The sequence below is a fragment of the Stenotrophomonas sp. SKA14 genome (assembly GCF_000158575.1).
GTDB classification, from domain to species: domain Bacteria; phylum Pseudomonadota; class Gammaproteobacteria; order Xanthomonadales; family Xanthomonadaceae; genus Stenotrophomonas; species Stenotrophomonas forensis.
Genome location: NZ_DS999412.1, coordinates 2,012,557 through 2,025,200 on the forward strand (window position 1 = coordinate 2,012,557; position 12,644 = coordinate 2,025,200).

At 64.6% G+C, this 12,644-nt stretch carries 10 protein-coding genes and 2 tRNA genes; all 12 read left to right on the forward strand.

Translation table 11 applies throughout. The annotated features are described in order from the left end of the window. Position 1 precedes the first annotated feature (1 nt). Positions 2-1,342, forward strand: a complete 1,341-nt coding sequence (gene nuoF / locus SSKA14_RS09115) for an NADH-quinone oxidoreductase subunit NuoF (RefSeq protein ID WP_006458704.1) — start codon at positions 2-4, stop codon at positions 1,340-1,342. After that, positions 1,339-3,573 (forward strand): NADH-quinone oxidoreductase subunit NuoG, encoded by a 2,235-nt coding sequence (gene nuoG, locus SSKA14_RS09120; RefSeq protein ID WP_008268286.1) that lies wholly within the window; start codon positions 1,339-1,341, stop codon positions 3,571-3,573. Before nuoF ends, nuoG begins: the two co-directional genes overlap by 4 nt. Beyond that, entirely contained in the window at positions 3,570-4,664 is a 1,095-nt protein-coding gene (gene nuoH, locus SSKA14_RS09125; RefSeq protein ID WP_008267793.1) for an NADH-quinone oxidoreductase subunit NuoH, read from the forward strand. Before nuoG ends, nuoH begins: the two co-directional genes overlap by 4 nt. A gap of 4 nt (positions 4,665-4,668) precedes the next feature. Beyond that, entirely contained in the window at positions 4,669-5,157 is a 489-nt protein-coding gene (gene nuoI, locus SSKA14_RS09130; RefSeq protein WP_005417924.1) for an NADH-quinone oxidoreductase subunit NuoI, read from the forward strand. 9 nt (positions 5,158-5,166) lie between these two features. Continuing rightward, entirely contained in the window at positions 5,167-5,823 is a 657-nt protein-coding gene (locus SSKA14_RS09135) for an NADH-quinone oxidoreductase subunit J (RefSeq protein WP_008264663.1), read from the forward strand. Then, entirely contained in the window at positions 5,820-6,125 is a 306-nt protein-coding gene (gene nuoK, locus SSKA14_RS09140; protein ID WP_005410454.1) for an NADH-quinone oxidoreductase subunit NuoK, read from the forward strand. The genes SSKA14_RS09135 and nuoK overlap by 4 nt, the downstream gene beginning before the upstream one ends. Before the next feature lie 7 nt (positions 6,126-6,132). Beyond that, on the forward strand, positions 6,133-8,292 hold the full coding sequence (gene nuoL, locus SSKA14_RS09145) for an NADH-quinone oxidoreductase subunit L (protein ID WP_008266395.1): 2,160 nt from the start codon (positions 6,133-6,135) through the stop codon (positions 8,290-8,292). A 23-nt stretch (positions 8,293-8,315) separates the two neighbouring features. Next, positions 8,316-9,824 carry an NADH-quinone oxidoreductase subunit M gene (locus SSKA14_RS09150; RefSeq protein ID WP_008268294.1) on the forward strand — a complete coding sequence of 503 codons (1,509 nt, stop codon included), beginning with the start codon at positions 8,316-8,318 and terminating at the stop codon, positions 9,822-9,824. 15 nt (positions 9,825-9,839) lie between these two features. After that, entirely contained in the window at positions 9,840-11,300 is a 1,461-nt protein-coding gene (gene nuoN / locus SSKA14_RS09155) for an NADH-quinone oxidoreductase subunit NuoN (RefSeq protein WP_040007367.1), read from the forward strand. Between the two features lie 127 nt (positions 11,301-11,427). Next, positions 11,428-11,504: transfer RNA gene (locus tag SSKA14_RS09160), tRNA-Met, on the forward strand. 82 nt (positions 11,505-11,586) lie between these two features. Beyond that, positions 11,587-11,663 (forward strand) — tRNA-Met (locus SSKA14_RS09165). Between the two features lie 388 nt (positions 11,664-12,051). Next, a complete protein-coding gene (gene rimP, locus SSKA14_RS09170; protein WP_006458581.1) occupies positions 12,052-12,642 on the forward strand; it encodes a ribosome maturation factor RimP in 591 nt (196 codons plus the stop codon). Positions 12,643-12,644: the final 2 nt, after the last annotated feature.

The following is a 12,644-nucleotide window of genomic DNA, read 5'->3' on the forward strand; positions in this document are numbered from 1 at the left end:
CATGGCACATCACCACGAATCCAAGGGTCCGGTCGGCCCCGCGCCGCTGCCGCACCAGGTGGTCTACACCACCCTGCATTACGACACCCCGTGGTCGTACGAAAGCTACCTGAAGACCGGTGGCTACGCCGCCCTGCGCAAGATCCTCGAAGAGAAGATCCCGCCGGAGCAGGTCATCGAGATGGTCAAGGCCTCGGGCCTGCGCGGCCGCGGTGGCGCCGGCTTCCCGACCGGCCTGAAGTGGTCCTTCATGCCCAAGGGCAACATGCAGAAGTACATCCTCTGCAACTCGGACGAATCCGAGCCGGGCACCTGCAAGGACCGCGACATCCTGCGCTACAACCCGCACTCGGTGGTGGAAGGCATGGCGATCGCCTGCTACGCCACCGGTTCGACCGTGGGTTACAACTACCTGCGCGGTGAGTTCCACCACGAGCCGTTCGAGCACTTCGAGCAGGCCCTGGCCGACGCCTATGCAAATGGCTGGCTGGGCAAGAACGTGATGGGCTCGGGCGTGGACATCGACATCTATGGTGCGCTGGGCGCCGGCGCGTACATCTGCGGCGAAGAAACCGCGCTGATGGAATCGCTGGAAGGCAAGAAGGGCCAGCCGCGCTACAAGCCGCCGTTCCCGGCGAACTTCGGCCTGTACGGCAAGCCGTCGACGATCAACAACACCGAAACCTACGGTTCGGTGCCGGCGATCATCCGCAATGGTCCGGAGTGGTTCAAGGGCCTGAGCCTGACCGCCAACGGCGGCCCGAAGTGCTTCTCGGTGTCCGGCTGCGTGCAGAACGGCGGCAACTTCGAAGTGCCGCTGGGCACCACCTTCGACGACCTGCTGGAAATGGCCGGTGGCCTGCGTCCGGGCCGCACCCTGAAGGGCGCGATTCCGGGCGGCGTGTCGATGCCGGTGCTGACCGCGGCCGAGCTGAAGGGCCTGCCGATGGACTACGACACCATCCGTGCACTGGGCTCGGGCCTGGGTTCGGGCGCCGTCGTGGTGCTCGATGACAGCGTCTGCTGCGTCAAGTTCGCATGCCGCATCAGCCAGTTCTTCCACAAGGAATCCTGCGGCCAGTGCACCCCGTGCCGAGAAGGCACCGGCTGGATGCACCGCGTGCTGGAGCGCATCGTTGCCGGCAAGGCCACGATGGAAGACCTGCACCAGCTGAAGGCAGTGGCCGGCCAGATCGAAGGCCACACCATCTGTGCGTTCGGCGAAGCGGCTGCATGGCCCATCCAGGGCTTCCTGCGCCAGTTCTGGGACGAGTTCGAGTACTACATCGTCAACGGTCATTCGATGGTTGACGGCAAGAAGGTGGAGGCAGCCGCTGCATGAGCGCGCAACCCGTAAATCCGAGCGTCCCACCCGATCACGTCACCATCGAGATCGATGGCAAGTCGCTGGTCGTGCCCAAGGGCTCGATGATCATCCAGGCCGCCGACAAGGCCGGCATCTCCATTCCGCGCTTCTGCTACCACGAGAAGCTGCCGATCGCCGCCAACTGCCGCATGTGCCTGGTGGACGTGGAGAAGTCGCCGAAGCCGGCGCCGGCCTGCGCCACCCCGGTGATGGACGGCATGAAGGTCGCCACCCGCAGCGAGAAGGCGCTGAAGTTCCAGCGTTCGGTGATGGAGTTCCTGCTCATCAACCACCCGCTGGACTGCCCGATCTGCGATCAGGGCGGCGAGTGCGAGCTGCAGGACGTTTCGCTGGGCTATGGCCGTTCGGTCAGCCGCTTCAACGAGCGCAAGCGCGTGGTGCCGGACGAGGACATGGGTCCGCTGGTCGCCACCGAGATGACCCGCTGCATCCAGTGCACGCGTTGCGTGCGCTTCACCGCCGACGTGGCTGGCACCTATGAACTGGGTGGCATGTACCGCGGCGAGAACCTGCAGATCGGTACCTACGACGGCAAGCCGCTGACCACCGAACTGTCCGGCAACGTCGTCGACGTCTGCCCGGTCGGTGCGCTGACCAACAAGGTGTTCCAGTTCCGCGCCCGCCCGTGGGAACTGACCGCACGCGAGTCGCTGGGCTACCACGACGCGATGGGGTCGAACCTGTTCCTGCACGTGCGTCGCGGCGAAGTGCTGCGCACCGTGCCGCGCGACAACGAAGCGGTCAACGAATGCTGGCTGTCCGACCGTGACCGCTACTCGCACCAGGGCCTGTACAGCGAAGACCGTGCGGTCAAGCCGCTGCGCAAGGTCAATGGCGAGTGGAAGGAAGTGAGCTGGGCCGAAGGCCTGGCCGCGGCCGCCGAAATCCTCAAGGCCAACCAGGGCGACAACCTGGGCGTGCTGGTGCATCCGTCGACCTCGAACGAGGAAGGCGCGCTGCTGGCCCGCCTGGCCAAGGGCCTGGGGTCGAGCAACATCGACCACCGCATCAACAACCGCGATTTCTCCGACGCCGCGACCGCCGAAGTGTTCGGCCTGCCGCTGGCGGAAATCGAAGGCGCCGATCGCATCGTCGTTCTGGGCAGCAACATCCGCCACGAACTGCCGCTGCTGCACGCCCGCCTGCGCAAGGCGCAGACCACCCATGGCGCCAAGATCCACGTCGTCAACCCGGTGGACTTCGACTTTGCCTTCAGCATCGCTGGCAAGCAGATCGTCGCGCCGTCGAAGTTCGTCGACGCGCTGGCCAACGCCGAGCTGCGTTCGGCAGTGCAGGGTGGCAACAACACCGTGCTGATCGTCGGCGGCATCGCCGAGAACCACCCGCAGGCTGCCGCGATCCGTGCCGCCGCGCGTGACTTCGCAGCCGCCACCGGTGCCAAGCTGTGCCGCATCCCGCAGGGCGCCAACGCCGTTGGCCTGACCCGCGCTGGCGTGCTGCCGGCCGGCAAGGACGTCGCCGCGATGCTGGCGCAGCCGCGCCAGGCCTACGTGGTGTACGGCCTGGAGCCGGGCCTGGACTTCGCCGATGCTCCGGCGGCGCGCAAGGCGCTGGTCGGTGCCAAGGTGGTGGCCTTCAGCCAGTTCGCCTGTGTCTCCACCCGCGACGTTGCCGATGTGATCCTGCCGATCGGCGCGCTGCCGGAAATCGACGCCACCCTGACCAACCTCGATGGTCGCGAGCAGTCGGCCCGTGCCGGCGGCAAGCTGCCGGGCGAGGCGCGTGAAGGCTGGCGCGTGCTGCGCGCACTGGGCGGCGAAATGGCGCTGGCCGGTTTCGACTTCACCGACCTGGCCGGCCTGCGCGCCAGCCTGGGTCCGGTGTCGGTCAGCGTTGCCGCTTCGGCGCAGCCGGCCGTGGCCGGCGAAGGCCTGGAAGTGGCTTCGACCGCCGCGATCTACCGCACCGACGCGGTGGTCCGTCGCGCCCCGGCGCTGCAGTCGCATCCGCTCAACAACGCCCCGCGCATCGTGCTGAACGCTGAAGATGCCGCTCGCCTGCAGCTGCAGGAAGGGCAGATGGCCAAGGTCGGCACCGATGCCGGCAAGGCCACCCTGCCGGTGGTGGTCGACGCCCGCGTCGCTGCGGGTTCGGTCTGGATTGAATCGGGCCACGGCGCGACCGCGCCGCTGGGTGCCGCTCGCGTAACGGTGGTGGCTGCATGAACGAATTGCTGTTGAACGCGGTCGACCCGCTGCACCAGTGGCTGCTTGGCCTCGGTGACATCGGCGCGCTGGTCTGGATCATCCTGAAGATCCTGGTGATCACCGTTCCGGTGATCGTCTCGGTGGCCTTCTACGTGGTCTGGGAACGCAAGCTGATCGGCTGGATGCACGTCCGCCACGGCCCGATGTACGTGGGCATGGGCATCTTCCAGGCCTTCGCCGACGTCTTCAAGCTGCTGTTCAAGGAAGTGGTCCAGCCGAGCAGCGCCAACAAGGCGATCTACCTGCTGGCCCCGCTGATCACCCTGGCCCCGGCCTTCGCGGCCTGGTCGGTGGTGCCTTTCGATTCGCAGATCGTGCTGTCCAACGCCAACGCCGGCCTGCTGTACCTGCTGGCGATGACCTCGCTGGGCATCTACGGCATCATCCTGGCCGGTTGGGCCTCCAACTCGAAGTACGCGTTCCTGGGTGCGATGCGCGCCTCGGCGCAGATGATCAGCTACGAAATCGCGATGGGCTTCGCCCTGGTCGGCGTGATGATCGCTTCGGGCAGCCTGAACCTGAGCAACATCGTGATGGCGCAGGCCGGCAGCTCCGGCTTCTTCGACTGGTTCCTGCTGCCGCTGTTCCCGCTGTTCGTCATCTACTGGGTGTCGGGCGTGGCTGAAACCAACCGCGCGCCGTTCGACGTGGTGGAAGGCGAGTCGGAAATCGTCGCCGGCCACATGGTCGAGTACTCCGGTGGTGCGTTTGCGCTGTTCTTCCTGGCCGAATACGCGAACATGATCCTGATCAGCTTCCTGATCTCGATCTTCTTCCTTGGCGGCTGGCTGAGCCCGGTCCAGGGCTGGGTCAACTTCGGCGATGTCTCGCCGCTGGTCGACTGGATCTGGAAGGGCGGTGCACCGTGGCTGTTCGTCAAGGTGTTCTTCTTTGCCAGTGCCTACATCTGGTTCCGTGCCAGCTTCCCGCGCTTCCGCTATGACCAGATCATGCGCCTGGGCTGGAAGGTCTTCATTCCGCTGGCCATTCTGTGGATCGCGGTTACCGCCGTCATGGTGTTCTTCGGCGTGATTCAAAAGGGCGTCTAAAGTGATGAACAGGATTACCCATTACTTCAAGAGCCTGCTGCTGCTCGAACTGCTGGCGGGCCTCTGGCTGACGCTGAAGTACAGCTTCAAGCCGAAGTACACGATGATGTACCCGATGGAGAAGTTCCCGCAGTCGCCGCGCTTCCGTGGCCTGCACGCCCTGCGCCGCTATCCCAACGGTGAAGAGCGCTGCATCGCCTGCAAGCTGTGCGAAGCGGTGTGCCCGGCGCTGGCCATCACCATCGACTCGGCCAAGCGCGAAGACGGCACCCGCCGCACCACCCGCTACGACATCGACCTGTTCAAGTGCATCTTCTGCGGCTTCTGCGAGGAAAGCTGCCCGGTGGACTCGATCGTCGAAACCCACATCCTCGAGTACCACTTCGAGAATCGTGGCGAAAACATCGTTACCAAGCCGCAGCTGCTGGCCCTGGGCGACCGTCTCGAGTCCGAGATCGCCGAGCGTCGCGCCGCCGATGCCGCTTACCGCTGAGGTCGAGAGATGGATTGGGTAAATATCGCTTTCTGGGTGTTCGCCATCGCGGCAACGGTTTCGGCCGGTGCGGTGATCAGCGTGCGCAACCCGGTTCACGCCGTGCTCTGCCTGGTGCTGACCTTCTTCTCCATCGCCTGCGTGTGGCTGCTGGTGGGCGCCGAGTTTCTCGGCGTGGCCCTGGTGCTGGTCTACGTCGGCGCGGTGATGGTGCTGTTCCTGTTCGTGGTGATGATGCTGGACATCGACCCCACCAAGCTGCGTGAGGGCTGGGTGCGCTACCTGCCGGTCGGCCTGATCGTTGCGGTCGCGATGCTGGTGCAGATGCTGGTCCTGATCGGCGTCAAGGCGCGTTCGGTCACGCCGTTCCCGGCCGACAACGCCGCCGCGGTCGCCGCCGACAGCTCCAACGTCACCTGGCTGGCGCGCACGCTGTTCACCGAGTACCTGCTGCCGTTCGAATTCGCCGCCGTCATCCTGACCGTGGCCGTCGTCGCCGCCGTGATGCTGACCCTGCGCCGCCGTACCGGTGTGAAGAGCCAGAACCCGGGCGAGCAGACCATGGTCAAGGCCGGCCAGCGCTTGCGCATGGTCAAGATGGGCGCCGAAGCACCGGTCGTGCACAGCAACAGCAAGCCGGCCGCCGGCGAGGAGACCCAGCCGTGATTACCCTTGGCCACATGCTTGCGCTCGGCGCGGTGCTGTTCGCCATCAGCCTGGCCGGCATCTTCCTCAACCGGAAGAACGTCATCGTCCTGCTGATGTCGATCGAACTGATGCTGCTGTCGGTGAACATCAACTTCGTCGGCTTCTCGCGTCAGCTGGGCGATCCGTCCGGCCAGCTGTTCGTGTTCTTCATCCTGACCGTCGCCGCCGCGGAAGCCGCCATCGGCCTGGCGATCCTGGTGACCCTGTTCCGTACCCGCCGCACGATCAATGTCGGCGAAGTCGATTCGCTGAAGGGCTGATCCACAGATGGAAATCACTCTCTCCAAGAGTCTGTTGATCGCAGTGGTGCTTGCACCGCTGTTCGGCAGCATCATCGCCGGCCTGTTCGGTCGCCAGGTCAAGCGCTTCGGCGCGCAGACCATCACCATCCTCGGCGTCGCGGTTGCCTGCGGCCTGTCGATGTACACGCTCTACCAGCTGCTGTGGGGCGGTGCGCAGCCGTTCAACCAGAACATCTACACGTTCTTCGAAGTCGGCCAGTACTCGGCCCACGTCGGTTTCATGGTCGACAAGCTGACCGCGATGATGATGGTGGTGGTGACCTTCGTGTCGCTGCTGGTCCACATCTACACGATCGGCTACATGCAGGACGATCCGGGCTACCAGCGGTTCTTCAGCTACATCTCGCTGTTCACCTTCTCGATGCTCACCCTGGTGATGAGCAACAACTTCCTGCAGCTGTTCTTCGGCTGGGAAGCGGTGGGCCTGGTGTCGTACCTGCTGATCGGCTTCTGGTTCAAGCGCCCGACCGCGATCTTCGCCAACATGAAGGCGTTCCTAGTCAACCGCGTCGGCGACTTCGGCTTCCTGCTGGGCATCGCCGGCGTGCTGTGGGTGTTCGGCACCCTGGACTACTCGCAGGTGTTCTCGCAGGCCGGCATGCTGGCTGATCCGCGCGCCCAGCTGCAGATCTGGGACGGCACGATCCTGGGCATGCAGCTGCTGAACGAGCCGGTGATCTGGTCGATCGCCACCGTCATCTGCATCTGCCTGTTCATCGGCGCCATGGGCAAATCGGCCCAGGTCCCGCTGCACGTGTGGCTGCCGGACTCGATGGAAGGCCCGACCCCGATCTCGGCGCTGATCCACGCCGCGACGATGGTGACCGCCGGTATCTTCATGGTTACCCGCATGTCGCCGCTGTTCGAGCTGTCGCAGACCGCGCTGAACTTCATCCTCTTCATCGGTGCCACCACCGCGTTCTTCACCGGCCTGATCGGCATCGTGCAGAACGACATCAAGCGCGTCGTCGCGTACTCCACGCTGTCGCAGCTGGGCTACATGACCGTGGCACTGGGCGTGTCGGCCTATTCGGCCGCCGTGTTCCACCTGATGACCCACGCCTTCTTCAAGGCCCTGCTGTTCCTCGGCGCCGGCTCGGTCATCATCGCGATGCACCACGAGCAGGACATGCGCAAGATGGGCGGCCTGCGCAAGTACATGCCGATCACCTTCGTCACCATGTGGATCGGTACCCTGGCGCTGGTCGGTACGCCGTTCTTCTCGGGCTTCTACTCGAAGGACACCATCATCGAGGCGGCCGAGATCCACGCCCACATGCAGAACAGCTGGGTGGCCACCTATGGCTACTGGGCGGTACTGGGTGGCGTGCTGGTGACCAGCTTCTACAGCTTCCGCCTGCTGTTCATGACCTTCCATGGCAAGGAGCGCTTCCGCGACGCGCAAGATGACCATGGCCACGGCCATGACGATCACCACGCCGCAGACGCACACCATTCCGATGCCCATGACGACCACGGCCATGGCCACGGTCCGCATGAGCCGCATGAAACCCCGTGGGTGGTGACCCTGCCGCTGATCCTGCTGGCCATCCCGTCGATCGCCATCGGTTTCTTCAGCATCGGTCCGATGCTGCATGGCACCGACTGGGCCGGCCACCACGCCCACGCGGCGATCCAGGGCCAGGTCAACACGTTCTTCACCGGCATCGTCGACTTCTACGATCCGGCCAAGAACACCGTTGCCTTCCTGGGTGAAGAGTTCCACGGGCCGGTGGCGTTCGCGCTGCACGGCATGATGCTGCCGCCGTTCTGGCTGACCCTGGCGGGCTTCCTGCTGGCTGCACTGTTCTACCTGTGGAAGCCGGACCTGTCGGGCAAGGCGCGCAAGACCTTCGCCCCGCTGGTGTCGGTGCTGGAAAACAAGTACGGCTTCGACAAGCTGTGGATCGATGGCTTTGCCGGCGGCAGCGTCAAGCTGGGCAAGGTCGCACGCTGGATCGACAGCAACATCGTCGACGGCGTGGTCAATCTCTCGGCACGTGTTGTGGACGTCGCAGCCGGCGTGCTGCGTCGTACCCAATCCGGTTTCCTCTATCACTACGCCTTCGCGATGATCATCGGCCTGATTGCCCTGCTGGGCGTGCTGATGCATTACCTGCGTTGATGACCTGTACGGAATAAGAAGACGTGTCGAACTGGCCTCTACTCAGTGTCCTCATCTGGCTGCCGATCCTCGGTGGCGCCCTGATCCTTGCGATCCGTGATGCGCAGACCGCCCGCTGGGCGTCGCTGGGCGTCGCGGTGCTGACCTTCGTGGCGAGCCTCTCGCTGCTGAGCGGCTACAACGCGGGCATCGACGGTCTGCAGTTCGTCGAGACCCATGCCTGGATCCCGGCGTACAAGATCGGCTACAACCTGGGCGTGGACGGCATCGCCGTGGCGCTGATCCTGCTGACCACGCTGGTCAGCGTGCTTGCCCTGATCGGTGCCTGGAGCGCCATCGACAAGCGCGTCAACCAGTACGTGGCCGCCTTCCTGATCCTGGAAGGCGTCACGGTCGGAATCTTCTCGGCCACGGACGCGATGCTGTTCTACGTGTTCTTCGAGGCGATGCTGATCCCGATGTTCCTGATCATCGGTGTCTGGGGTGGCCCGCGCCGCATCTACGCCGCGCTGAAGTTCTTCCTGTACACCTTCCTCGGCTCGGTGCTGATGCTGGTGGCACTGATCTACCTGTACCTGAAGGGCGGCAGCTTCCAGCTGGCCGACCTGTATGCGCTGCCGCTGTCGGCCAAGGAACAGACCTGGATCTTCTTCGCCTTCCTGATCGCCTTCGCGGTCAAGGTGCCGATGTTCCCGGTCCACACCTGGCTGCCGGATGCCCACGTGGAAGCGCCGACCGCCGGTTCGGTGATCCTGGCCGCCATCGCCCTGAAGATCGGTGGTTACGGCTTCCTGCGCTTCAACCTGCCGATCGTCCCGGACGCATCGCAGGAATGGGCCTGGCTGGTGATCGCGCTGTCGCTGATCGCGGTGATCTACGTCGGCCTGGTCGCCCTGGTGCAGGACGACATGAAGAAGCTGATCGCCTATTCGTCGATCGCGCACATGGGCTTCGTCACCCTGGGCACCTTCATCGCCCTGTGGCTGGTGCGTGAAGCCGGCAACGCCGACGCCGCCCGCCTCGGCCTGCAGGGCGCCATGGTGCAGATGATCTCGCACGGCTTCGTGTCCGGAGCGATGTTCTCCTGCGTCGGCGTGCTGTACGACCGCATGCACAGCCGCCGCATCGCTGACTACGGCGGCGTGGTCAACGTGATGCCGTGGTTCGCCACCTTCGCCATGCTGTTCTTCATGGCCAACGCGGGCCTGCCGGGTACCAGCGGCTTCGTCGGCGAGTTCATGGTCATCCTGTCGGCCTTCCAGCGGAATCCGTGGATCGCCCTGGGCGCGGCCACCACCCTGATCATCGGCGCCGCCTACACCCTGTGGCTGTACAAGCGCATCTTCTTCGGCGAAGTGGCCAACAGCCACGTTGCCGAACTGAAGGACATCAACGGTCGCGAATGGCTGGTGCTGGGCGTGTTCGCCATCGGCGTGCTGGCCCTGGGCATCTACCCCAAGCCGCTGACCGACCTGATGGAGCCCTCGATCGCGAAGCTGGCGATGCAGATCGCATCCAGCAAGCTGCTGTAATTCCAGGATTTGATGATGACCACCTCGCCGCTGCTGCCATTGACCGCCGCTGACCTGCCACCGCTCGCTCCCGAGCTGGTGCTGATCGGCAGCGCCTTCGCCCTGATGATCCTCGACCTGTTCGTCAGCAACCGGAACAAGATCGTCACCCACCTGTTCTCGCTCGCTGCGCTGGCCGTGGTGCTGTTCATGCTGGCCACCGGCGTGGGCGGGCAGGGGGAGGTCTTCCATGGCATGTTCGTGCGCGATACCGCCGCGGACGTGATGAAGACCGGGATCGTGCTGCTCAGCGGCCTGACCCTGGTCTATGGCTGGCGCTACCTGCGTGATCGCAACCTGTTCCAGGGCGAGATCCCGGTGCTGATCCTGTTCGGCACCGCCGGCATGATGATCCTGGTCTCGGCCGGCAGCCTGCTGATGGTCTACCTGGGCCTGGAACTGCTGGCGCTGTGCTCCTATGCGCTGGTCGCCAGCAACCGCGAGAACGGCCTGGCCTCGGAAGCGGCGATGAAGTACATCGTGCTGGGTTCGCTGGCGTCGGGCCTGCTGCTGTACGGCATGTCGCTGATCTATGGCGCCACCGGCAGCCTGCACCTGGACGTCGTCCGCGATGCCATTCCGCACTCGGAAGAGCGCGTGCTGCTGATCACCGGCGCGGTATTCATGATCGCCGGCGTCGCCTTCAAGCTGGGTGCCGCGCCGTTCCACATGTGGCTGCCGGACGTGTACCAGGGTGCCCCGGCACCGATCGCACTGTTCATCAGCTCGGCGCCGAAGCTGGCCGCCTTCGGCATGGCCTACCGCCTGCTGGAAATGGGCGTGGGTCCGCTGTCGACCGAACTGCAGCTGCTGATTGCCGGCCTGGCCGCGGTCTCGCTGGTCATCGGCAACCTGATGGCCATCGCGCAGAGCAACCTGAAGCGCATGCTCGCGTTCTCCACCGTTTCGCACATCGGCTTCCTGCTGATGGGCATCGCCGGTGGTGGCGCGCAGGGCTATGCCGCCGCGCTGTTCTACGCACTGGCCTACGCCATCATGTCGACCGCCGCCTTCGGCGCGATCATCGCGCTGTCGCGTGCCGGCTTCGAAGCCGAGAACATCGAAGACTTCAAGGGCCTGAATGCCCGCAACCCGTGGATGGCCGGCCTGGTGCTGTGCATCATGGCGTCGCTGGCCGGCATCCCGCCGTTCCTGGGCTTCTGGACCAAGCTGGCCGTGCTCGGCGCAGCGGTCAACGGCGGCCTGCTGTGGCTGGCGATCCTCGGCGTGCTGTGTGCCGTGGTCGGCTGCTTCTACTACCTGCGCGTCATCAAGGTCATGTACTTCGATGAACCGGTGGGTGAGGCCATGCCGCGCAGCAACGACCGCGTGCTGGGCCTGGTGCTGGGCGTGAACGCACTGGCGCTGCTGGCGCTGGGCATTGCCTGGAACCCGATCATGGTCTGGTGCCAGCAGGCATTTGCGCATCTTGCATGAAAGTTGACACAAAGCTGCGCGATTCGTGTAATATGCGCAGCCTGAGTTGTCACTGCAGCGGTTCAGCCAGAACATCGTTGCGGTAGCCCTCCTCGAAAGAGCAGGGCAGCAGTTCAAACACTTCCGGTGCGGGGTGGAGCAGTCTGGCAGCTCGTCGGGCTCATAACCCGAAGGTCGCAGGTTCAAATCCTGCCCCCGCTACCAACGTCGGATCGGCGCCAACCGGTTTGATGAATGAGGGAAAGCTTGCATTTATCGCAGCAATGCCTCATAATTCCGCTTCTGATGCGGGGTGGAGCAGTCTGGCAGCTCGTCGGGCTCATAACCCGAAGGTCGCAGGTTCAAATCCTGCCCCCGCTACCAAGTAAAGAATGCGCCTTCGAAGTCCTGCTTCGAAGGCGTTTTTTTTTGGGGTGGTCCGCTTTTTGTAGCGTCGAGCCATGCTCGACTGCCGTTCCCGCATCGGCTCATGCCGCCGCGGCGGGGAGGGGTTTCAAAGCCGCCAAGCCTTGCACCAGCGCGGTGCAGCCGCTATCATCAGCGGCCTAGCAGTACCCCTGAAGGCGGGCTCCCGGCGGGAGTCCGGACCCGGAAGGAGGGCCGCAACCGGCAGGCACTGCAGGTTGCAACCGGAATCCAGTCACCGGAGTCTTTCCGGAAAAGGGGCCCAGCGGGCCCTTTGTCGTTTCCGGGGCGTCATGTTTCCACGCTGGCCAAGGCCGGCACCCAACCATAGAGATCAAGGCAGGCTGTGAGCGACAAGGCAACCGACATCGCGAATCTGCTCGCCCCGACCGTTGTGTCGCTGGGCCTGGAGCTGCTGGGCGTTGAGTATCTGCCGGCCCCCGGCGGTGCGACCCTGCGCCTTTACATCGACGTGCCGCTGGCTGAACAGCCCGAGCGCATCATCAATGTCGACGACTGCGAACGCGTCAGCCGTGAAGTGTCGGCACAGATGGACGTCGAAGACCCGATCAGCGGCAATTACACGCTGGAAGTGTCTTCGCCGGGCGTCGACCGTCCGCTGTTCAACCTGGAGCAGTTCGGCCGTCACCTCGGCGAAATGGCCAAGGTCACCCTGAAGCTGCCGCAGGACAACCGTCGTCGCCTGCAGGGTCGCATCGAGGCAACCGACGAGGCCGCGGACACCATCACCTTCGTTGTCGACAAGACCGAAGTGATCGTGTCGGCCGACAACATCGACAAGGCACGGATCATGCCCGACTGGGTGGCGCTGGGGCTGGCCCCGAGCAAGCCGACCGGTCCGGCACCGAAGCGTCCGAAGCCGAACAAGAATTCTTCTTCCAACGAGCCGGCGGCAAAGAAGCCGCGCGCGGAGTGAGC